This is a genomic window from Luteipulveratus flavus (assembly GCF_029439465.1).
GTDB lineage: Bacteria > Actinomycetota > Actinomycetes > Actinomycetales > Dermatophilaceae > Luteipulveratus > Luteipulveratus flavus.
The window spans coordinates 99,779-120,626 of record NZ_JAROAV010000052.1 but is presented as its reverse complement, the minus strand read 5'-3'; the positions used below and the strand labels follow the sequence as shown (position 1 = coordinate 120,626).

19 protein-coding genes are annotated in these 20,848 nt (G+C 71.1%); 15 read left to right on the top strand and 4 right to left on the bottom strand.

The features are described 5' to 3' along the window. The first annotated feature begins 214 nt into the window (after positions 1 to 214). The 11 genes from pdxT to P4R38_RS18690 all read left to right on the top strand — a co-directional run bounded on the left by pdxT (position 215) and on the right by P4R38_RS18690 (position 12,205). Positions 215 to 817, top strand: coding sequence for a pyridoxal 5'-phosphate synthase glutaminase subunit PdxT (gene pdxT, locus P4R38_RS18740; protein WP_277193481.1), 603 nt, complete (start codon positions 215 to 217; stop codon positions 815 to 817). A gap of 68 nt (positions 818 to 885) precedes the next feature. Continuing rightward, positions 886 to 2,469 carry an alkaline phosphatase D family protein gene (locus tag P4R38_RS18735; RefSeq protein WP_277193480.1) on the top strand — a complete coding sequence of 528 codons (1,584 nt, stop codon included), beginning with the start codon at positions 886 to 888 and terminating at the stop codon, positions 2,467 to 2,469. 111 nt (positions 2,470 to 2,580) lie between these two features. Next, entirely contained in the window at positions 2,581 to 3,354 is a 774-nt protein-coding gene (locus P4R38_RS18730) for a YebC/PmpR family DNA-binding transcriptional regulator (protein WP_277193479.1), read from the top strand. A 111-nt stretch (positions 3,355 to 3,465) separates the two neighbouring features. Beyond that, positions 3,466 to 3,993, top strand: a complete 528-nt coding sequence (gene ruvC, locus P4R38_RS18725) for a crossover junction endodeoxyribonuclease RuvC (protein WP_277193478.1) — start codon at positions 3,466 to 3,468, stop codon at positions 3,991 to 3,993. Then, entirely contained in the window at positions 3,990 to 4,586 is a 597-nt protein-coding gene (gene ruvA, locus P4R38_RS18720; RefSeq protein WP_277193477.1) for a Holliday junction branch migration protein RuvA, read from the top strand. Before ruvC ends, ruvA begins: the two co-directional genes overlap by 4 nt. Continuing rightward, positions 4,583 to 5,716 (top strand): Holliday junction branch migration DNA helicase RuvB, encoded by a 1,134-nt coding sequence (gene ruvB / locus P4R38_RS18715; protein WP_277193476.1) that lies wholly within the window; start codon positions 4,583 to 4,585, stop codon positions 5,714 to 5,716. The genes ruvA and ruvB overlap by 4 nt, the downstream gene beginning before the upstream one ends. 150 nt (positions 5,717 to 5,866) lie before the next feature. After that, positions 5,867 to 6,265, top strand: a complete 399-nt coding sequence (locus P4R38_RS18710) for a preprotein translocase subunit YajC (RefSeq protein WP_275240060.1) — start codon at positions 5,867 to 5,869, stop codon at positions 6,263 to 6,265. 9 nt (positions 6,266 to 6,274) lie between these two features. Then, positions 6,275 to 8,143, top strand: a complete 1,869-nt coding sequence (gene secD / locus P4R38_RS18705; RefSeq protein WP_277193475.1) for a protein translocase subunit SecD — start codon at positions 6,275 to 6,277, stop codon at positions 8,141 to 8,143. Continuing rightward, positions 8,143 to 9,303, top strand: a complete 1,161-nt coding sequence (gene secF, locus P4R38_RS18700; protein ID WP_275240062.1) for a protein translocase subunit SecF — start codon at positions 8,143 to 8,145, stop codon at positions 9,301 to 9,303. The genes secD and secF overlap by 1 nt, the downstream gene beginning before the upstream one ends. A 2-nt stretch (positions 9,304 to 9,305) precedes the next feature. Beyond that, positions 9,306 to 9,830 (top strand): adenine phosphoribosyltransferase, encoded by a 525-nt coding sequence (locus tag P4R38_RS18695; protein WP_277193474.1) that lies wholly within the window; start codon positions 9,306 to 9,308, stop codon positions 9,828 to 9,830. Positions 9,831 to 9,898: 68 nt separating this feature from the next. After that, a complete protein-coding gene (locus P4R38_RS18690) occupies positions 9,899 to 12,205 on the top strand; it encodes a RelA/SpoT family protein (protein ID WP_277193473.1) in 2,307 nt (768 codons plus the stop codon). A 33-nt stretch (positions 12,206 to 12,238) separates the two neighbouring features. Here P4R38_RS18690 and P4R38_RS18685 read toward each other — a convergent pair whose 3' ends face one another. The 3 genes from P4R38_RS18685 to P4R38_RS18675 are packed head-to-tail and all read right to left on the bottom strand — an operon-like array spanning position 12,239 to position 15,865. After that, positions 12,239 to 13,567, bottom strand: coding sequence for a M18 family aminopeptidase (locus P4R38_RS18685; RefSeq protein WP_277193472.1), 1,329 nt, complete (start codon positions 13,565 to 13,567; stop codon positions 12,239 to 12,241). Continuing rightward, positions 13,560 to 15,308, bottom strand: a complete 1,749-nt coding sequence (locus P4R38_RS18680) for a DUF349 domain-containing protein (RefSeq protein ID WP_277193471.1) — start codon at positions 15,306 to 15,308, stop codon at positions 13,560 to 13,562. The genes P4R38_RS18685 and P4R38_RS18680 overlap by 8 nt, the downstream gene beginning before the upstream one ends. Positions 15,309 to 15,313: 5 nt before the next feature. Further along, a complete protein-coding gene (locus tag P4R38_RS18675) occupies positions 15,314 to 15,865 on the bottom strand; it encodes a peptidylprolyl isomerase (protein ID WP_277193470.1) in 552 nt (183 codons plus the stop codon). Positions 15,866 to 16,225: 360 nt separating this feature from the next. On the opposite strand from P4R38_RS18675, the gene P4R38_RS18670 reads away from it, so the two are divergent. Further along, positions 16,226 to 16,921, top strand: a complete 696-nt coding sequence (locus P4R38_RS18670) for an MBL fold metallo-hydrolase (RefSeq protein WP_277193469.1) — start codon at positions 16,226 to 16,228, stop codon at positions 16,919 to 16,921. A gap of 8 nt (positions 16,922 to 16,929) precedes the next feature. Beyond that, positions 16,930 to 18,270 carry a histidine--tRNA ligase gene (gene hisS, locus P4R38_RS18665; RefSeq protein ID WP_277193468.1) on the top strand — a complete coding sequence of 447 codons (1,341 nt, stop codon included), beginning with the start codon at positions 16,930 to 16,932 and terminating at the stop codon, positions 18,268 to 18,270. 12 nt (positions 18,271 to 18,282) lie between these two features. Here the strand turns inward: hisS and P4R38_RS18660 are convergent, their stop codons facing one another. Further along, on the bottom strand, positions 18,283 to 18,834 hold the full coding sequence (locus tag P4R38_RS18660) for a hypothetical protein (RefSeq protein WP_277193467.1): 552 nt from the start codon (positions 18,832 to 18,834) through the stop codon (positions 18,283 to 18,285). 131 nt (positions 18,835 to 18,965) lie between these two features. Between P4R38_RS18660 and xerD the strand changes: the two genes are divergently transcribed. Both xerD and P4R38_RS18650 read left to right on the top strand, forming a co-directional pair. Beyond that, positions 18,966 to 19,868 carry a site-specific tyrosine recombinase XerD gene (gene xerD, locus P4R38_RS18655; protein WP_277193466.1) on the top strand — a complete coding sequence of 301 codons (903 nt, stop codon included), beginning with the start codon at positions 18,966 to 18,968 and terminating at the stop codon, positions 19,866 to 19,868. Between the two features lie 63 nt (positions 19,869 to 19,931). After that, positions 19,932 to 20,843 (top strand): ParA family protein, encoded by a 912-nt coding sequence (locus tag P4R38_RS18650; RefSeq protein ID WP_409201286.1) that lies wholly within the window; start codon positions 19,932 to 19,934, stop codon positions 20,841 to 20,843. Positions 20,844 to 20,848: the final 5 nt, after the last annotated feature.

Here is a 20,848-nt window from a genome sequence, read left to right as displayed (position 1 = left end):
AACGCCGTGCGCCGTGCCGGCCCCCGCCGGTTGAGCCGCCGGAGCGCTAGCGGAGGCGAGTCGAAACCCGGTGCCGTCGGGGGAGACTCGTGCGGACGACTCGGCGGGGCCTGAGCCGGCGCCTCGCCCCGGCTCAACGAGCGACCGCAGCTCAGGCCTGTCTCGTGGCGACCTGACCCGAGTGCTCCGCGCGCCGCGGGTTAACCTCGCCGCCATGTCATCGCCTGTCGTCGGGGTCCTGGCCGTACAGGGCGACGTCCGTGAGCACCTGCGAGCCCTCGAGGAGTCCGGGGCGCACGCGATCGCCGTCCGCCGCCCGGAGGAGGTCGAGCGCGTCGACGGGCTGGTCCTGCCCGGCGGCGAGTCGACGACGATGGACAAGCTGCTGCGGGCGTTCGACCTGCAGCAGCCGTTGCGCGAGCGGATCGCCCGGGGGATGCCCGCCTACGGCTCCTGCGCCGGCATGATCCTGCTCGCGGACAAGGTCCTGGACAGCACGACCGACCAGCAGACGATCGGCGGCCTCGACGTCACCGTGCGTCGCAACGCCTTCGGCCGTCAGGTCGACTCGTTCGAGACCGACCTGACGATGTCCGGCGTGGACGGCGCCCCGATCCGTGCGGTGTTCATCCGGGCTCCCTGGGTCGAGGCCGTCGGGCCGGCCGTCGAGGTGCTGGCCACGGTGCCGGACGGGCCGGCCGCCGGACGGGTCGTCGCCGTCCGCCAGGGTTCGTTGCTGGCGACGTCGTTCCACCCCGAGGTGACGGGCGACCACCGGATCCATCGCTTCTTCGTCACCGAGATTTTGCGCCGCTGACGCCGGGAGGTCGACCCGGCACGGATGACTGGGGCCGCACCCCTTCGTCCCCGTCAAGGAGCATCCCCGTGCCCCAGCTCAGCCGCCGCCACCTCATCGGTCTCACCGGTGCCACCGGCCTGTCCGCCGCCACCGTCCTCACCCGGTCCTCCGCACCGGCCGGTGCCACGCCCTGGTCCGGCACCGACCCGTTCACGCTCGGTGTCGCCAGCGGCGATCCGGCCCCGGACGGCGTCGTCCTGTGGACCCGCCTGGCCCCGAGCCCGCTCGCCGCGGACGGCCGAGCCGGCATGGGGGACAAGCCGGTCCAGGTCCAGTGGCAGGTCGCCACGGACCCGACCTTCAAGAACGACAGCGTCGTACGCGCCGGCTCCGAGCGCGCCGTGCCCGAGCTCGCGCACTCGGTCCACGTCGAGCTGAGCGGCCTCCTCCCGGACCGCGAGTACTGGTACCGCTTCCGCGCCGGCAACGAGCTCAGCCCGGTCGGCCGGACCCGTACCGCCCCCGCGTACGGCGCCGAGCTGAAGGAGCTGCGCTTCGCCTTCACCAGCTGCCAGAACCTGCCCGCCGGCTACTTCACCGCGTACCGGCACATGGCGCAGGACGACCTGGACCTGGTCGTCCACCTCGGCGACTACATCTACGAGGGCGTCGGCAAGAGCACGCTCCCCGGCCGCTCGCACGCCTCGGGCGCGGAGATCTTCACGCTGCCGGACTACCGGCTCCGGTACTCCCAGTACAAGACCGACCCCGACCTGCGCGCCGCACACGCCGCCGCACCCTGGATCGTGACGCCCGACGACCACGAGGTCGAGAATAACTACGCGAACGACATCTCCGAGCCGGACCAAGAGCCCGACCAGGACCGCGCGGTCTTCCTGAAGCGCCGTGCCGCCGCGTACCAGGCGTACTACGAGCACATGCCGCTGCGTCGGCGGTCGATGCCGACCGGCCCGGACATGCAGCTCTACCGCCGGATCCGCTACGGGCGGCTGGCGGAGTTCAACGTGCTGGACACCCGCCAGTACCGCGACGACCAGCTCGAGGGCTGCGCCCAGCCGTGCACCGACCGCTACCAGCCGGGCCGGACCATGCTCGGTGCCGAGCAGGAGAGCTGGCTCACCAGCGGCCTGTCCTCCTCGACCGCCACCTGGAAGGTCCTCGCCAACCAGGTCGTGACGTTCGACGCCGACGGCAAGGCCGGCCCGGCCGAGAGCTACAGCCTCGACACCTGGATGGGGTACGCCAACGCCCGCCAGCGCTGGTACGACGTCCTGCACGAGCGCAAGGTCGAGAACACCGTCGTGATCACCGGCGACGCGCACCGCAGCGCCACCGCCGACCTGAAGCTGGACTACCGCGACCAGGCGTCGCCGACGGTCGGCGTGGAGTTCCTCGGCACGTCCATCTCCTCGGGCGGCAACGGTGCCGACATGGACGCCACCGGGACCACGTGGCTCTCGCAGAACCCGCACCTGAAGTTCGCCAGCTCCCAGCGCGGCTACCAGCGGTGCGTCGTGACGCCCGGCCACTGGCGTACCGACTACCGCGTCGTGAGCGCGGTCACCACCCCGGACGCTCCGATCGCCGACCGCGCCGAGGTGTACGTCGAGGCGGGCCGCCCCGGCGTCGCCGGCGTCGACCGGCACTGAGCACGGCGTACCCGGTCGGCCGCCCCGAGGCTGGGGCGGCCGGCCGCTGCTCGCTAGGATCGTGCGGTGCCCTGGCTGGGGCACGGCTCAGCGACGCAGGGAACGGGAGACATGAGCGGTCACTCCAAATGGGCGACGACGAAGCACAAGAAGGCTGCGATCGACGCCAAGCGGGGCAAGCTCTTCGCCAAGCTCATCAAGAACATCGAGGTCGCCGCACGCCAGGGCGGCGGTGACCCCACGGGCAACCCGACCCTGTTCGACGCGATCCAGAAGGCCAAGAAGTCCTCGGTCCCCAACGACAACATCGACCGTGCGGTCAAGCGCGGATCGGGTGCCGAGGCCGGTGGCGCCGACTACCAGGCGCTGACGTACGAGGGGTACGCACCCGGCGGGGTCGCCCTCCTGATCGAGTGTCTGACCGACAACAAGAACCGCGCTGTCGCCGAGGTCCGTACCGCCCTGCAGAAGAACGGCGGCTCGATGGCCGAGTCCGGCTCGGTCGCCTACCTGTTCGGCCGCAAGGGCGTGGTCATCGTCCCGAAGGCGCAGAAGGACTCCGCCGACGCGACCGAGGACGGGCTCCTGGAGGTCGTCCTGGACTCCGGCGCCGAGGAGGTCAACGACCTCGGCGACTCCTTCGAGATCGTCTCCGAGGCGGGCGACTTCGTGTCGGTCCGCGAGTCGCTGCAGAGCGCGGGCATCGACTACGACTCGGCCGAGGCGTCGTGGCTGCCGAGCGTCGAGGTGCCGCTGGACGAGGCGGGCGCCAAGAAGATGTTCCGCATCATCGAGGCTCTCGAGGACAGCGACGACGTCCAGAACGTCTACGCCAACGGCGACGTGTCCGACGACGTCCTCGCCGCGCTCGACGCCGAGGACTGAGCCGGCGAGCCGGACACGCCGCGCCGCATCTGCACGGATCGTCCGCGCGGGCGCGATAGCGTCGCCCTGACCGAACACCTGTTCGGTGGATCCAGCGTGTGAGGAGGCCCGGTGCGTGTCCTGGGTGTCGATCCGGGTCTGACCCGGTGCGGGCTCGGCGTCGTCGACGGCGGCGTCGGACAGCCGCTGCGGATGGTGGCCGTCGGGGTGATCCGTACGCCCGTGGCCGACGACCCGGCGAGCCGGCTGTACGCCCTGCAGAGCGAGATGGAGCACTGGTTCGAGGCCCACCAGCCGGACGCGGTGGCCGTCGAGCGGGTGTTCGCCAAGGCCAACATCAAGGGGATCATGGGCACCGCACAGGCCTCCGCCGTCCCGATGCTCGGCGCCGCCCGCCGCGGCCTGCCGCTGGCGATGCACACACCCTCGGAGGTGAAGGCCGCCGTGACCGGCAACGGCCGCGCCGACAAGGCGCAGGTGACGAGCATGGTCACCCGCATCCTGCGGCTGGACGTGGCGCCCCGACCGGCGGACGCCGCCGACGCGCTGGCGCTGGCCATCTGCCACGTGTGGCGCGGTGGGGCCGAGGACCGGCTGGCCCAGGCCGTGGCGCGCCGGCGCGCGGGAGTGCGGCGATGATCGCGAGCCTGCGCGGCGCCGTGGCCACGGCCGGGCTCGACCACGTCGTGCTCGAGGTCGGGGGAGTGGGCATGCTCGTGCACGTCACGCCCGGCACGGCGAGCGGGCTGCGACGCGGCCAGGAGGCGCGGCTCGCGACCTCCCTGGTCGTCCGCGAGGACTCGCTGACGCTGTTCGGGTTCGCCGACGAGGCCGAGCGCGACCTCTTCGAGCAGGTGCAGACGGTGAGCGGCGTAGGTCCGCGGCTCGCGCTGGCCATGCTCGCGGTGCACCCGCCGGACTCCCTGCGGGCCGCGATCTCCGGCGGTGACGTCGTCGCCCTGACCAAGGTGCCCGGTATCGGCAAGAAGGGCGCCGAGCGGATCGTCCTGGAGCTGCGCGACAAGGTCGGCGCGATCCCCGGCGGCGCTGCCACGGTCGTCGCGGCCGGCAACGGCTCGCCCGCACGCGGCCAGGTCGCCGAGGCCCTGGTCGGCCTGGGCTGGTCGGCGAAGCAGGCCGACGACGCCGTCGGCAAGGTGCTCGCCGCCGGTCCGCAGTCCGGCGACGTGTCCTCCCTCCTGCGTCTCGCGCTGCGTGAGCTCGGCCGATGAGCGCTCCCGAGGACGCCGCGTTCGACCCTTCGTCGTACGACGACTCCTTGTACGACGACGCGTCCTACGACGCCACGGCGCGCGTCGTCGACCCGCGCGGTGACGACGACGAACGGCGGGTCGAGGCGGCGCTGCGGCCCAAGCGGCTCTCGGAGTTCCCCGGCCAGCCGCGCGTCAGCGACCAGCTGGCACTGGTCCTGGAGGCGGCGCGCCGGCGCGGCACCCCGCCGGACCACGTGCTGCTCTCTGGCCCTCCCGGTCTGGGGAAGACCTCGCTGGCCATGATCATCGCCGCCGAGCTCGAGCAGCCGATCCGCATCACCAGCGGGCCGGCGATCCAGCACGCCGGCGACCTCGCCGCGATCCTGTCCTCGCTCGCGGAGGGGGAGGTCCTCTTCCTGGACGAGATCCACCGGATGGCCCGCCCGGCCGAGGAGATGCTCTACCTGGCGATGGAGGACTTCCGCGTCGACGTCGTCGTCGGCAAGGGGCCGGGCGCGACCGCCATCCCGCTGGAGCTGCCGCCGTTCACCGTCGTCGGCGCGACCACCCGGGCCGGCCTCCTGCCCGCGCCGCTGCGCGACCGGTTCGGCTTCACCGGTCACCTGGACTACTACACGTCCACTGACCTCGCGACGATCCTCACCCGCAACGCCACGCTGCTCGACGTCGAGGCGACCCGCCAGGGCATCGAGGAGATTGCCGGCCGGTCCCGCGGCACTCCCCGGATCGCCAACCGGCTGCTGCGACGCGTGCGCGACTACGCCCAGGTCCACGGCACCGGCGTCGTGGACCTCCCGGCCTCGCATGCGGCGCTGGAGCTGTTCGACGTGGATGCGCGCGGCCTGGACCGGCTCGACCGCGGCGTGCTGGAGGCCCTGTGCCGCCGGTTCGGCGGGGGTCCTGTCGGCCTGTCCACCCTGGCGGTGGCGGTGGGGGAGGAGCCCGACACCGTCGAGACGGTCGCGGAGCCCTACCTCGTGCGCGAGGGATACATGCTCCGGACGCCCCGCGGCCGTGCTGCCGCGCCCGCCGCCTGGGAGCATCTCGGGCTCACGCCGCCGGTCTCCGCAGGAACCTCCGCGCAGCCCCTGCCGTTCGACGAGGGAGAAGGCCGGTTCAGCCCCTGACCCGCTTGCGCGGCGGAGGAGAATTTCCTCACACCCAGAGTTGGGCGGGTGGTCGGGCTCACCTACACTCTGCCGTTGGCCCGGCAACCAGTGTGCGGTGCCCGCGTACGCCGGTCGCGACCGACCATCCACGGTGAGGAAAGACACTTGATGCCGTCTCTGGCGACAGCCGCTTCGCAAGGTGGCAGCGCTGCAAGCCTGCTGATCCTGCTGCTCCCGGTGCTGCTCATCGCGCTGATGTTCTGGACCCAGCGGCGCCGCAACCGGCAGTTCCAGCAGGCGCAGGCCGAGCTGCGGATCGGCGACGAGGTCGCGACGACGTCCGGCCTGCTGGGTCGGCTCGTCGCGCTGGACGAGCAGGCGGGCAGCATCGAGGCCGCGCCCGGGGTGGTGCTCCGGTTCGACCGTCGCGCCATCGTCCCACCGACCGTCGCGAGCGCTGCGGCCGAGCCGTCCGACGCCCCGGCCGAGGCCGAGACCGAGCGCCCGAGCACTCAAGACGACTCCGACTCGACCGGCGAGGGCTCGACCCCGCGCCAGGGATCCTGAGGACCATCTGTGGCAACTCGTAACCGTCCGAGCCGTACGAACGGCCACCCCAAGGCCGTCCTGCTGACGCTCGTGGCCCTGATCGTCGCGCTGTTCGCCGGCATCGGCGCGACCACCGTGCTGGGGGACGCGAAGGGCCAGTGGACTCCCAAGCTCGGTCTCGACCTCGAGGGTGGCCGTCAGATCACGCTCGAGCCGGTCATCGGCGAGGGCTCGCAGAAGATCAACAGCGGTCAGGTCGAGCGTGCGGTCGACATCATCCGCAAGCGCGTCGACGGCACCGGCGTCTCCGAGGCCGAGGTCACCACGCTCGGCGAGCGCAACATCGTCGTGTCGCTTCCGGGCGAGCCGAGCAAGGAGATCCTCAACTCCCTGTCCCGCTCCTCGGCCCTGTCGTTCCGCGCCGTGATCGCCTCGACGCGCAACGAGCCGCCGACCCGGACGCTCCCGCAGCCGCCCAGCGTCCCGAAGGCGACCGCGTCGCCGTCCGCATCGGGGTCGACCTCCCCGTCCGCCTCGCCGACGGTGAGCAGCGCTCCCTCGTCCTCGTCCACGGGCGCGAACGGTGTCTACCCGCAGGCCTTCCCGGCTGCTGCCACGCCGACGCCGACGCCGAGTATGACCGCCGGAGCGACCCAGAGTCCCACCACGGCGACGGCCAACAAGCCCAAGAACCCGAGCGACCCCGCGTGGGCGCAGCAGCCCGTGAGCGCGGTCTGGGTCAAGGGCGGCGTCGTCGACCAGGGCTCGACGTACCAGGACCTGCTGCAGGAGTACAGCTGCACCGACAACGAGACGCGGCTGATCGCCTCGAACGCCCCGGCGGGCCAGCCGGTGGTGATGTGCGACCAGACCCAGCAGAACAAGTTCCTGCTCGGCCCGGTCGAGGTCAAGGGTGACTCGATCACCGACGCCACCTCTGGTCCGGAGACCAACCAGCAGGGCGTCCAGACCGGTGGGACGCAGATCAACCTGAAGTTCAACGACGCGGGCAAGAAGGCGTTCGGGGCGATGACCACGCGGCTCGCCGCGCTGCAGTCCGACGCCGACCGCAACCGCTCGGCGATCATCGTCGACGGTCAGGTGCTGGAGGCGCTCGGCACCCGGGAGCCCATCACCAACGGCGAGGCGCAGATCACCGGCGGGTTCACCCCCGCCAGCGGAAAGCTGCTCGCCGACGAGCTGAAGTTCGGCGCGCTGCCGTTCTCGTTCACCCAGCTGACCAACGACCAGATCAGCCCGCAGCTGGGCCAGGACCAGCTGCAGAAGGGTCTGCTCGCCGGCGCCGTCGGCATGCTGCTCGTGGTGCTGTACTCGCTGTTCCAGTACCGCGTGCTCGGCCTGGTCACGGTCGCGTCGCTGGTCATCTCGGCCCTCTTCACCTACGGCCTGGTGACCTTCCTCGGCTACGCCAACAACTTCCGCCTCACGATGGCCGGCGTCACGGGTCTGATCGTGGCGATCGGTGTCACCGCAGACAGCTTCATCGTCTACTTCGAACGCGTCCGTGACGAAGTCAGATCCGGCCGACCACTGCGGTCGGCCGTGGAGACTGGCTGGCAGCGCGCGCGGCGGACGATCATCATCTCCGACGTCGTGAACTTCCTGGCATCGGCGGTCCTGTACATCCTGTCCGAGGCCAACGTGAAGGCCTTCGCGTTCACCCTCGGCCTCACCACGCTCATCGACATCGTGGTCGTCATGATGTTCACCCACCCGCTGCTCACGCTGCTGGCGCGCACGAAGTTCTTCGGGAGCGGCCACAAGTGGTCCGGCTTCGACCCGGACCGGCTGGGCGCCAAGGGCGTGACGTACGCCGGTCGCGGCCGGGTGACGATCGCGGACCGCCGTCGCGCGGCCGCAGGAGGACAGATCTGATGGCCAGCTTCGCCCAGTTCGGCAACGACCTCTACACCGGTCGCCGGCAGATCAACTTCATCGGCCGTCGCAAGCTCTGGTACGGCATCACCGCGGTGCTGCTGCTCATCGCCGCGCTCGGCCTGTTCGGCCGCGGCCTCAACCTGAGCCTGGAGTTCAGCGGTGGCGCCGAGCTCAAGGTCCGTGGGGTCACCAACACCCAGAACTTCGACACCCGCGCGCAGGACGCCGTGCACCAGGCGACCGGCACCGAGGACAACCTGATCGTCACCAAGCTGGGTGACCGGGACATCCGTATCCAGACCGAGAAGCTCGGCAACGGCACGGCCGCTGCCACCGAGGAGGTGCGCGGCGCCCTCGCCAAGGAGTTCGGTGTCCCGGCCGCGCAGATCGACTCCCAGTTCATCGGTCCCTCGTGGGGTGAGACCGTCACCCGCAAGGCCGTGCAGGCGCTGCTGTGGTTCCTCGCGCTGCTCAGCGTGGTGCTCGCGCTCTACTTCCGCACCTGGAAGATGGCCCTGGCGGCGATCGTCGCGGTGATCCACGACCTGTTCTTCACGGTCGGCATCTACGCCCTGACCGGCTTCGAGGTGTCGCCGGCGACGATGATCGGCTTCCTGACGATCCTCGGGTACTCGATCTACGACACGGTCGTGGTGTTCGACAAGGTGCGCGAGAACACCCACGAGGCGTTCGTGACCGGTCAACGCAACTACGACCAGGCGGCCAACTATGCGGTCAACCAGACGCTGGTCCGGTCGATCAACACGACCGTCGTCGCGCTGCTGCCGATCGGGGCCATCCTGGTCGTCGGCTTCACGATGCTCGGCCCGGGCACGCTGCTGGACCTGTCCCTGTCGCTGTTCATCGGTATCGCGGTCGGCGCGTACTCCTCGATCTTCATCGCGACCCCGCTGCTGGCGGACCTGCGACGTGGGGAGCCGGCCATCAAGGAGCTCGCGGCCCGCGCGAAGGCGTACCAGACCTCGCAGCGTGCAGCGCTCACCGAGGCCGACACCCCACGCGCGACGCCCGGTGAGTCGGCGTCCGGTGTCGTCGAGCCGGAGCGCGCGGCGGCCGCCGCGGCCGCTCGGGCCACCCGTACCAAGAAGCGCGAGACCCACCCGCTGGCTCGCCTGGACCGGGATCGGGACCGCTGAGCATGGGCACGGCCTCCGAGGAGCTGCTGAAGCACACGCGGGACGTCCCCGACTTCCCGAAGCCGGGGGTGCTGTTCAAGGACCTCACCCCCCTGTTCGGGGCGCCGGACGCGTTCACCGTGGTGATCGACGACATCGCCGCCCAGCACCGCGGGCACGTCGACGCCGTCGCCGGCGTCGAGGCGCGCGGCTTCATCATCGGTGCGCCGATCGCGCTGGCACTCGGCGTGCCGTTCGTCCCGATCCGCAAGGCGGGCAAGCTGCCCGGCGAGACCGTGTCGACGGCGTACGCGCTCGAGTACGGGACGGCCGAGGTCGAGGTGCACGCCGGTGCGTTCGAGGACCACCGCCGGGTGCTCGTCCTGGACGATGTCCTCGCGACCGGCGGTACGGCGGCAGCCGCGTGCGCCCTGGTGGAACGGGCCGGGGGAGAGGTGCACGCCGTCCAGGTGCTCCTCGAGCTAGCGTCCCTGCACGGCCGCACGCACCTCGAGGGCTACGACCTGCGGACCGTGGCGACCGTCTGAGGCCGGGGTCAGACCGCGTCCTCCGCCTGCCGTGCGTACGCCGATCCGGCGACCTCTAGACTTTCGTCATGGCTGAGGAGTTCCGGCACCAGGCACCCAGCACGTCACGCGTGCGGGCCCGGTTGGTGCGCCTCGGCGGCCCCCGTCACAGCAGCTCGAACCGCGTCCTCGAGCCGCTGCTGCGGACCGTGCGGACGACGCACCCCAAGGCCGACACCGCCCTCATCGAGCGGGCGTACGAGGTGGCCGAGCGCTACCACCGCGGCCAGATGCGCAAGAGCGGCGACCCGTACATCACCCACCCGCTCGCGGTGACGACGATCCTCGCCGAGCTCGGCATGACACCGCCCACGCTCGCGGCGGCCCTGCTGCACGACACGGTCGAGGACACCGAGTACTCCCTGGACCAGCTGCGCTCCGACTTCGGCGACGAGATCGCGATGCTGGTCGACGGCGTCACCAAGCTCGACAAGGTCACCTACGGCGACGCCGCGCAGGCCGAGACCGTGCGCAAGATGGTGATCGCCATGGCCCGCGACATCCGAGTGCTGGTGATCAAGCTCGCCGACCGGCTGCACAACGCCCGGACGTGGCGGTACGTCTCGGCCGAGTCCGCGCAGCGCAAGGCCACCGAGACGCTGGAGATCTTCGCCCCGCTGGCGCACCGCCTCGGGATGAACACCATCAAGTGGGAGCTGGAGGACCTCTCCTTCGCCACGCTCTACCCGAAGGTGTACGACGAGATCGTCCGGATGGTCGCCGACCGCGCGCCCGCCCGCGAGGAGTACCTCAAGGGTGTCCGCGACCAGGTGACCGCGGACCTGCGGGCGGCCAAGATCAAGGGCACCGTGACCGGTCGGCCCAAGCACTACTACAGCGTCTACCAGAAGATGATCGTGCGCGGCCGTGACTTCGAGGACATCTACGACCTCGTCGCGCTGCGCGTCCTGGTGGAGTCGGTGCGCGACTGCTACGCCGTCCTCGGCACGATCCATACGCGGTGGAGCCCCCTGCCCGGGCGGTTCAAGGACTACATCGCGATGCCGAAGTTCAACATGTACCAGTCGTTGCACACGACGGTCATCGGTCCGGACGGCAAGCCGATCGAGATCCAGATCCGGACCTACCAGATGCACCGAAGGGCCGAGTACGGCGTCGCCGCGCACTGGAAGTACAAGGAGGACGCGCGCAGCGCCGCGGTCGGTGAGGTCGCACCGGCCGGGGACGCCGGTCCGATCAACGACATGGCCTGGCTGCGCCAGCTGCTGGAGTGGCAGCGGGAGACCTCCGACCCGGGCGAGTTCCTCGAGACGCTGCGGTTCGACGTCGGCAGCCGGGAGGTGTACGTGTTCACCCCGACCGGCGAGATCATCGGGCTCCCAGCGGGATCCACTCCGGTCGACTTCGCCTACGCCGTGCACACCGAGGTCGGGCACCACTGCATCGGCGGGCGGGTCAACGGGCGCCTGGTGCCGCTGGAGAGCCCGCTGGAGAATGGCGACGTCGTCGAGATCCTGACCTCCAAGGCCGACGGCGCCGGCCCGAGCCGTGACTGGCTGACGTTCGTCAAGAGCCCCCGCGCGCGCAACAAGATCCGCCAGTGGTTCTCCAAGGAGCGCCGCGAGGAGGCCATCGAGTCGGGCAAGGAGCAGCTGGCGCGTACGGTCCGCAAGCAGGGTCTCGGTCTGCAGCGGCTGATGTCGCACGACTCGCTCACCAACGTCGCCGAGCAGCTGCGGTACCACGACATCGACGCGCTGTACGCCGCCATCGGGGACAGCCACGTGTCGGCCGAGCACGTCGTGCGTCAGCTGGTCGCCTCACTCGGCGGCGAGGACGGGACGACCGAGGACATCGCCGAGGCCACGACGCCGGCCTCGGTCCGCAAACGGCTCAACGACCCGGGCGTGACAGTGGTGGGCACCGACGACGTCTGGATCAAGCTCGCCCGCTGCTGCATGCCGGTGCCCGGGGACGACATCATCGGGTTCGTCACCACCGGCAAGGGCGTCTCGGTGCACCGTCGCGACTGCACGAACGCCGAGCAGCTGCTCAGCCAGCCGGAACGCCTCATCAACGTCGCCTGGGCGCCCTCGGCCGAGAGCGTGTTCCTGGTCCAGCTGCAGGTCGAGGCGCTGGACCGCAACCGGCTGCTGTCGGACGTCACCCGGGTGCTGTCCGACCAGCACGTCAACATCCTGTCCGCGAGCGTGAGCACCAGCCGGGACCGGGTCGCCATCTCCAAGTTCACCTTCGAGATGGGAGACCCGAGCCACCTGGACCACGTCATGCGCGCCGTGCGCCGGATCGACGGGGTGTTCGACGTCTACCGGATCACCGGAGCGGGGGAGCGACGCCAGGACGCCTCGGCCTGACCGAGTTGTCCTGGCGGCGGAAGCGCCCCGGCGTCAGGCCGGCGACAGGAAGCAGGCGAGCGCGGCCGCGTACATCGCCTGGTCCTCGGCTCCGGTGAGCTCCCGCGTCGAGTGCATCGACAGCGTGGGCGCCCCGAAGTCGACGGTGGACCCACCGGTGAGCGCAGAGGTGATCGGCCCGACGGTCGAGCCGCAGGGCAGGTCGCTGCGCATCACGAAGTCCTGGCACGGCACGCCCGCCTGCTCGCACGCCAGGCGGAACGCCGCACCGCCCATCCCGTCGGTGGCGTACTTCAGCCCCGTGTTGGTCTTCAGTACCGGGCCGCCGTTCATGGCGATGGTGTGCTGGGGCTCGTGCCGGTCGGCGTAGTTCGGGTGCGTGGCGTGGGCCATGTCGCCGGAGGCGATGACTCCGCCGGCGATCGACCGGTGCAGGTCCTCGCGGGACCCGCCCAGGGACGCCGTCATCCGCTCGAGCGTCGTCATCAGCAGGGACGACGCCGCGCCGCGCTCGGAGACGCTGCCGACCTCCTCGTGGTCGAACAGGGCGATCACCTGGATGGTCGGACGCACCGGCTCGACGTCGACGGCCGCGATCAGCGCGCGCGTGGCCGCGTAGCTGGTGGCCAGGTTGTCCTGCCGTGCGCCGGCCACGGTGTCGCGCCGCAGACCGGTACGTCGCGCGGGCGTCAGGTCGTGGGTCATGAAGTCCCAGCCGAGGACGTCCTCGGCGGCGACGTCGAGCTGGTCTGCCACGAACCCGATGAAGTCGCCCGGCTCCTCGCCGAGCCCCCAGTGCGGGGCCATGTGCTGCTGGGCGTTGAGCTTCAGACCTTCGGTCCGTACCGAGCGGTCCAGGTGCGGCGCCAGCTGGGAGACGCGTAGCACCGGGTCGTCGACACGCAGCAGCTGTGCCTGGATGCCGTGGGCACCGCGCACCGCGACCCGGCCGGACAGGCCCAGGTCACGGTCGAGCCAGGAGCTCTCCAGCGCGCCGCCGTACACTTCGACGCCGAGCAGCTGCCAGCCGGCGCGAGCGAGGTCCGGGCGCGGCTTCACCCTCAGGTTGGGGGAGTCGGTGTGGGCACCGATCAGCCGTAGGGGCGAGGCGGCGTCCGCCGCGTGCTCGGTCGACCAGGCGATGAGCGAGCCACCGCGCACGAGGTAGTAGCGCCCGCGACCGGTCGGCCATGCGTCCGTCTCGTCCAGCCGAGTGAAGCCGGCGCCGTCCAGCATGGCCGCGGTGGTCTCACAGGCGTGGAACGGCGACGGGCTGGCATCCAGGTAGATGCACAGGCCGTCGGCGCTGTCGTCGGTGGTGAATCCGGAAGGGGAGTAGGTGAGTGTCGAGGAGTCAGCCACCGAACTCGGCCAATCCGCCGCGGGCCTGGTCGAGCCACACCTGACGGGCCGCGAGCGCGTCCTGGGCGGTCTTGATCTTGCGCGCGTCACCGGTCGCCTCGGCCTTGGCCAGGTCGTCCTTGAGCCCCTGCACCGCTGCTTCCAGCTGGTCGACCATCGACTGGGCTCGCGCAGCGTGCTCGGGGTCGGTCTTCTTCCAGCGGGCGTCCTCGGCGTCGCGCACGGTCTGCTCGACCTTGCGCATGGCCCGTTCGATCCGGTCCATGTCCTTGCGGGGCACCTTGCCGGCGGCGTCCCACCTGTCCTGGATCGTGCGCAGGGACGCCTTGGTGGCGGGGAGGTCCTTCACCGGGAGCAGCGCCTGCGCCTGCGTGAGCAGCTCCTCCTTGACCTTCAGGTTCGCCTCGAACTCGACGTTCTCGGCGGCGACGACCTCGTCCTTGGCGTGGAAGAAGGAGTCCTGGGCGGCCTTGAACCGCTGCCACAGCGCGTCGTCGTCCGAGCGAGCCGCTCGCCCGGCCTGGCGCCACTCGCCCATCAGCCGCTTGAACGCCGACGCGGTCGGCCCCCAGTCCTTGCTGGCCGCGAGCCGCTCGGCCTCGGTGACCAGGCGCTCCTTCTCGCGCTTGGCGTCGGCGTGCTGCTCGTCCAGGCGGGCGAAGTGCGAGCGGCGGGTCTTGTCGAACCCGTTGCGGGCAGTGGAGAAGCGGTGCCAGAGGGTGTTCTCGCGCTCCTTGTCCAGACGAGCCTCGCTGCGCTGCAACGCCTTCCACTCATCCAGCAGCTGGCGCATCCGCGTCGTGCTCTGCTTCCACTGGACCTTCTCGACCGGCTGCGCCGCGATCGTCTCGGCCTCGGCCACGACCGCCTCGCGCTTCTCCAGGGCCGCCTTCTTGGCGGCAGCGCGAGCCTCACCCTCGACCTGCGACTTCGCCTTGAGCGCCGTCGCGATCTGCTCCACCGTGGCGTCGAGCTGGGCGAGGTCGCCGACGACGTGGGCGTCACCGATCTGTGCCCGCAGCGCCTTGAGCGACTCCTGCCCGTCGTGGGTGCTCAGGTCGGTCTGGGTGACGCGCTGCAGCAGCAGGGTCGCGGTGGACGCGAGCTCGTCGTACTTGCGCGCGAAGTAGGACAGCGCCTCCTGGGGGGTCGAGCCGGGATACGAGCCGACCTCGCGCTCACCGTCCGGGGTCGTCACGAACACGGTGCCGTCCTCGGCGACCCGACCGAACGAGGCGGCGTTGCTCGCCGGAGCGTGCACCGGGTCCGGTACGGCAGCGGCCGGGCTGTCAGCGGCCGGCGGGTGCGGCGTCGGGCGGACCGCCGCGGGCGTCGGGATCGATCCTGGCGTCGGGACGGACGGCTTCGGGTCGGTGGGCTCCGGGGCAGGTGCGGCCGACTCCGGCTCGGGCGCAGGAGCGGTGGCCGGTGTTTCGGGCTCGGGTGCAGCAGCCGCGGCCGGCGCCGCGGGCTCGGGCGCTGCAGGCGTGGCCGACTTCTCGGCGTCGGCCTCGGCCTCGGCGGCAGCAGGGGGCTTGTCGGTGTGGTCCTCAGACGGTGGGGTCGCCGTCTCGGACAATGGGTGGGGCTCGCCGGCGACTGGAGTCGCGGTGGTGTCGTCCTGGGACGGGCTCGGCGCGGCCGCGCTCTCCTGGACCGGCGCCTGCGGCGTCGACGCGTCCGTGGACAGCTCGTCGGCCGACGCCGTGGTGACGGTGTCGTCGGTCGGGGTGTCAGACATGGTGCTCAGGCCTTCTTCTCAGTGACAGCAACGGACAAGATGCTGATGGGCTGTGCAGGTGGGCCGTCATAGGGATTGGCGGATGTGCTCTCGACGCCAGCCTTCGCGATCCGCGCCAGGATGTCCATGCCCGAGGTCACCCGGCCAAAGATGCTGTACCCGCCCCCGTCGGTCGGAAGCGCCGTCGTGTCGTACACGAAGAAGAACTGACCGCCATTGGTGTCCGGGAGTTGCCCGCGCGCCATGGCCAGCGTCCCGGCAGGATAATTGCCGTCGACCGGGGCGTTCTCGATGCCGTAGCCGTAACCCGGTCCGCCGGAGCCGGTCCCCGTGGGGTCGCCGCACTGCAGCACATGCAGACCGGCGGTGGTCAGCCGGTGACAGGGGCTGTCCTTCCAGTACGCCTTCTGCGCCAGTTGCACGAACGACGCGACAGTCTGCGGTGCCTTGGCGCCGTCGAGCTCGAGGGTGATGTCACCACAGTTCGTGTGGATGGTCGCCTCGAACGTCTTGCCAGCCGCGGTCGCCTTGTCGGGCGGCGCGGAGAACGACGGCACGGAGCCCGGCAGCTGTGGTGGAGCCGAGCAGGCGCCACCGGAGGGCGAGGCCGCGGACGTCGTGGTGGACGCGGCCGATGGCGTCGCGTCGGCGGTGGGGGAGGACCCCGCACCTCCGGAGGTCTCGGAGCCGCACGCAGCGAGGGCGAGGGCGAGCGCCACGGCGGCGCCCACAGCAACGGAACGGGTCCGGGTTCGGGGCAGCACGCAGCAACTCCTGACATAGCGACGGGTGCGGGACAGTCTACGGATGTCGTTGACAGGCGGAACGCTGGATTCATCACGACCTGGTGACGGTGGATGCCGGCCCCCGCACTCACCCCGTGCCGGGGAGGACGCCGCCGCCCGTAGGCTGCTGGCGTGCTGACCGTCTCCTTCCCCGCCGCAGCGTTCGGCACGAACTGCTACGTCCTCGCCCCCGGTCGAGGGCAGGAGTGCGTCGTCGTCGATCCCGGGATCGGCGTCGAGGAGCAGCTCCGCGAGGTGCTGCGTGAGCTCGACCTCAAGCCCACGGCTGTGCTGCTGACGCACGGGCACGCGGACCACGTCTACTCCGTGACGCCCGTCTGCGGCGGCCGGATCGGCGCGTACATCCACGAGGACGACCGCTACCGACTCAAGGACCCGCTCGGTGGCCTGGGCTCCGGGCTGGTGGCGATGCTCGAGCAGCAGTTCGGGACGAAGGCGTCGTGGACCGAGCCCGAGGACGTCCGTGAGCTCACCGACGCGCAGTCGCTGGAGCTCGCCGGCCTGCGGATCGGCGTCCGCCATGCCCCCGGCCATACCGAGGGCTCGGTGATGTTCTCCCTCGACCAGGTGCCCGACGGGCTGCCGGACGAGGTCGAGGTGTCATCGAGCCTGCTCGCCGGCGACGTGCTGTTCGCCGGGTCCATCGGGCGCACCGACCTGCCCGGCGGTGACGACGAGGCGATGCAGCGGTCGCTGCGCGACGTCGTCCTGCCGCTGCCGGACACCACCCTCGTGCTGCCCGGCCACGGACCCGCGACCACCATCGCCCGCGAGCGTGTGACCAACCCGTACCTGACCAACCTGTAAGGATCACCATGGCCAGCAAGGTCACCCCCATCAGCGGCTTCCAGGAGTGGCTGCCGCGCGAGCGCATCGCCGAGCAGTACGTCCTCGACACGATCCGCGAGGTCTTCGAGCTGCACGGTTTCGCCTCCGTCAGCACCCGGGCCGTCGAGCCCGTGGAGCGCCTCTCCGACCAGGGCGAGGACGCCGACAAGGAGATCTACGCCGTCTCCCGGCTCGCCGGCGGCGACGACGAGGCACGTCTCGGGCTGCACTTCGACCTGACCGTCCCCTTCGCCCGGTACGTCCTGGAGAACTCCGGGAAGCTGACGTTCCCGTTCCGCCGCTACCAGATCCAGCCGGCCTGGCGGGGCGAGCGGCCGCAGCGCGGGCGCTACCGCGAGTTCATCCAGGCGGACGTCGACATCATCGACGCCGCCGAGCTGCCCGGGCACTACGAGGCAGAGCTGCTGCTGGTCATCGCGGACGTCTTCGGCCGGCTGCCGGTCGGCGCCTACCAGGTCCACGTCAACAACCGGAAGATCTGCGAGGGCTTCTACCGCGCGATCGGCATCGAGGACGTCATCGGGACCCTCCGGATCGTCGACAAGCTGGACAAGATCGGCGAGGACGGCGTCGCGTCGCTGCTCCTGGCCGCGGGGTGCTCCCAGGAGCAGGCCGACCGCTGCCTGGCGCTTGCCCGGATCCGGACCTCCGACACCTCGTTCGTGCAGCAGGTCCGCGCCCTCGGCGTGTCGCACCCGGTGCTGGAGGAGGGCCTCACCCACCTGGCGTCGGTGATGGAGACCGCCGCCGAGCACGCGCCCGGTGTGGCGGTGGCCGACCTGCGCATCGCCCGTGGCCTGGACTACTACACCGGCACGGTCTACGAGACGATGCTCGAGCGCGACCCCGGCTACGGCTCGGTCTGCTCCGGCGGCCGGTACGACGCGCTCGCCTCGGACGGCAAGCGCACCTACCCCGGCGTCGGCATCTCGATCGGTGTCTCGCGGCTGCTCGGCCTGCTGATCGGCGAGGAGGGCCTGACGGCCTCCAGGGAGACGCCGGCGGCCGTCCTGGTCGCGGTCAACGACGAGGAGACGCGCTCGGACTCGATCCGCATCGCGGCCGCGCTGCGGTCTCGTGGCGTGCCGACCCTGGTCGCGCCGAAGGCGGCGAAGTTCGGCAAGCAGATCCAGTTCGCCGACCGCCGCGGCATCCCCTACGTCTGGTTCCCGGGCGCGGGGGAGCGCGGCGGTGACGCGGTGAAGGACATCCGCTCCGGTGACCAGGTCGACGCCGACGCCGCGTCCTGGACGCCGCCGGCGGCCGATCTGCACGCGACGCTGGTGACCCCCGGCTCGTCCGACTGAGGTCGAGGGGGGCTAGGTCGCTGGGCTCTGCTCCGCAGTCGCGGTGTCGTGGCGCGAGAGCAGGCCCAGCGACGCCAGGTCGAGACCCACCATGTGCCGGACCACCTCGGTCGCCGACTCCTCGTGCAGCAGGGCGTCCAGCTTCCGTGCCGTCTCCACGCGGCGGGCGTACCGCCAGCGCGCCTGCGCCCAGACCAGGACCACCAGGCAGATCGGCAGTGCGGCGACCAGGATCCCGAGCAGCAGACCCAGCCGGTCGAAGCCGTCCTGGATGTCCCGGCCCGCCTGGGAGATGCTGCTGCCGGCCTGAGACGCCTTGTCGAACGGCGGCTTGAGGTCGTCGCCGACGACCGGCACCTTGCGCAGGCGGTCACCGGCGTCGCTCATGCTCGAGGCGAAGTCACGGCCGCCGTCCTCCATGTGACGCGCGGAGCCGCCGGCGTCGCTGATGTGGGTCGCGATGGAACGCCCCACCGCGACCCAGACCAGCACCCACGTCAGGACCAGGGTGTCGGTCACGAGCTGGCGGGTCCGGCGGCCGCGGAGGTCGGCGTACAGCTGCATGGCGCACACCCTCCCACCGCGAGACCGCCCGGTGAGTCGCAGTTGCCAGAACCCGCGCGCGACGCGCGGGCGAGCAGACACCCGGATGTCGTTGTGCCCTGGCAGAATCCGCTCGTCCGAGGAGGTGAACGGTGCAACGGTCGGTGCGTGGCTGGCTGGACCACCTGCGCGTGGAGCGCGGTGCGTCCGTGCACACCCTGCGCGCGTACGAGCGGGACCTGCGCCGCTACTGCGCGTTCCTGCAGGCGCACGGCGTGGACGACCCCCGGTCGGCGACGGAGGCGCACGTCACGCAGTTCGTGGCGCACCTGAGGGAGGGCGACTCCGACCACCCGCCCCTCGCGGCCAGCTCGACCGCGCGCACCCTGGTCGCCGTCCGCGGTCTGCACCGCTTCCTCGCGCTGGAAGGTGAGACCCCCGGTGACGCGGCCGGGTCCGTGACGCCGCCCCGGGCGCCGCGCCGGCTGCCGAAGGCCATCTCCCTGGACCAGGTCGAGCGGCTGCTGGCCGCCGCGAGCGTGGGCGACACCCCGGTCGCCTTCCGCGACCGGGCGCTGCTGGAGCTGCTGTACGGCATCGGCGCCCGGGTGAGCGAGGCAACCGGCCTGGACGTCGACGACGTCGACCTCGGGCAGCACAGCGTGCGCGTGCTCGGCAAGGGTTCCAAGGAGCGACTCCTGCCATTGGGTAGCTACGCGGAGGACGCGCTCTCGACCTATCTGGTCCGTGGCCGTCCGGCGCTGAGCTCGACCGGCACGCCGGCGCTGTTCCTCAACCAACGGGGCGGTCGGCTGTCGCGGCAGAGCGCCTGGACGATCATCCAGCGCACCGCGGAGCGCGCCGGGCTCGCGCACGTCAGCCCCCACACGTTGCGCCACTCCTTCGCCACGCACCTGCTTGACGGCGGTGCCGATGTGCGCGTCGTTCAGGAACTTCTCGGCCACGCCTCCGTGACGACGACGCAGATCTACACCATGATCTCGGTACAACAGCTACGTGAGGTCTTCGCCCAGGCACACCCCCGGGCGTTGTGACCGTACGTTAGGTTGGGCGCGATCGGCGTGACGCCGAACGCCATCGAACCCGGGAGTGATCTGGTGACATCTCAGGCCGCAACCGAAAACGCGTCGCACGAGCGCCTGCCCGGCACCGAGGGTGCCGAGAAGGGTCAGATCGGCCCGACCGGGCGCCCGCTGCCGGCTTTTCCTGCGCCGCAGCCCCTGGCGCAGCACGGCCCTGCCCGCGTGATCGCGATGTGCAACCAGAAGGGCGGGGTCGGCAAGACCACCAGCACCATCAACCTCGGCGCCGCGCTCGCGGAGTACGGCCGCAAGGTGCTGCTCGTCGACTTCGACCCCCAGGGCGCGCTGTCGGTCGGCCTCGGGGTCCGCGCGCACGAGCTGGACGTCACGATCTACAACCTGCTGGTCGAGCCCGGCCACGACATCAAGGACGTCATCCAGCACACCGCCACCCCGAACCTGGACATCATCCCGGCGAACATCGACCTGTCGGCCGCCGAGGTCCAGCTCGTCGGTGAGGTCGCGCGAGAGATGGTCCTCGGTCGAGCCATCCGCCCGGTGCTCGACGACTACGACGTCGTCCTGATCGACTGCCAGCCATCGCTCGGGCTGCTCACCGTCAACGCCCTCACCGCCTCCCACGGGGTGCTCATCCCGCTGGAGTGCGAGTTCTTCGCGATGCGCGGCGTGGCCCTGCTGGTCGAGACGATCGAGAAGGTCACCGACCGGCTCAACCCGCGGCTGCAGGTCGACGGCATCCTCGCCACGATGTACGACGGCCGCACCCTGCACAGCCGGGACGTCGTCAAGAGCGTGGTCGACCACTTCGGCGAGAAGGTCTTCCACACGGTCATCACCCGCACGGTGAAGTTCCCGGACGCGACCCTGGCCGCCGAGCCCATCACGACGTACGCCTCGACGCACGGGGCCGCCGAGGCCTACCGCCAGCTGGCGCGCGAGCTCATCGCGCGTGGCGAGGCGGCCTGATCCGA

Bases quoted from the DNA above. Each gene is read 5' to 3' on its own strand.
- P4R38_RS18695 (WP_277193474.1), top strand. From the start codon at position 9,306: ATGGGCACGGCCTCCGAGGAGCTGCTGAAGCACACGCGGGACGTCCCC.
- ruvB (WP_277193476.1), top strand. From the start codon at position 4,583: ATGAGCGCTCCCGAGGACGCCGCGTTCGACCCTTCGTCGTACGACGAC.
- P4R38_RS18660 (WP_277193467.1), bottom strand. From the start codon at position 18,834: ATGCAGCTGTACGCCGACCTCCGCGGCCGCCGGACCCGCCAGCTCGTG.
- P4R38_RS18680 (WP_277193471.1), bottom strand. From the start codon at position 15,308: ATGTCTGACACCCCGACCGACGACACCGTCACCACGGCGTCGGCCGAC.
- hisS (WP_277193468.1), top strand. From the start codon at position 16,930: ATGGCCAGCAAGGTCACCCCCATCAGCGGCTTCCAGGAGTGGCTGCCG.
- P4R38_RS18690 (WP_277193473.1), top strand. From the start codon at position 9,899: ATGGCTGAGGAGTTCCGGCACCAGGCACCCAGCACGTCACGCGTGCGG.
- P4R38_RS18730 (WP_277193479.1), top strand. From the start codon at position 2,581: ATGAGCGGTCACTCCAAATGGGCGACGACGAAGCACAAGAAGGCTGCG.
- P4R38_RS18710 (WP_275240060.1), top strand. From the start codon at position 5,867: ATGCCGTCTCTGGCGACAGCCGCTTCGCAAGGTGGCAGCGCTGCAAGC.
- secF (WP_275240062.1), top strand. From the start codon at position 8,143: ATGGCCAGCTTCGCCCAGTTCGGCAACGACCTCTACACCGGTCGCCGG.
- pdxT (WP_277193481.1), top strand. From the start codon at position 215: ATGTCATCGCCTGTCGTCGGGGTCCTGGCCGTACAGGGCGACGTCCGT.
- ruvA (WP_277193477.1), top strand. From the start codon at position 3,990: ATGATCGCGAGCCTGCGCGGCGCCGTGGCCACGGCCGGGCTCGACCAC.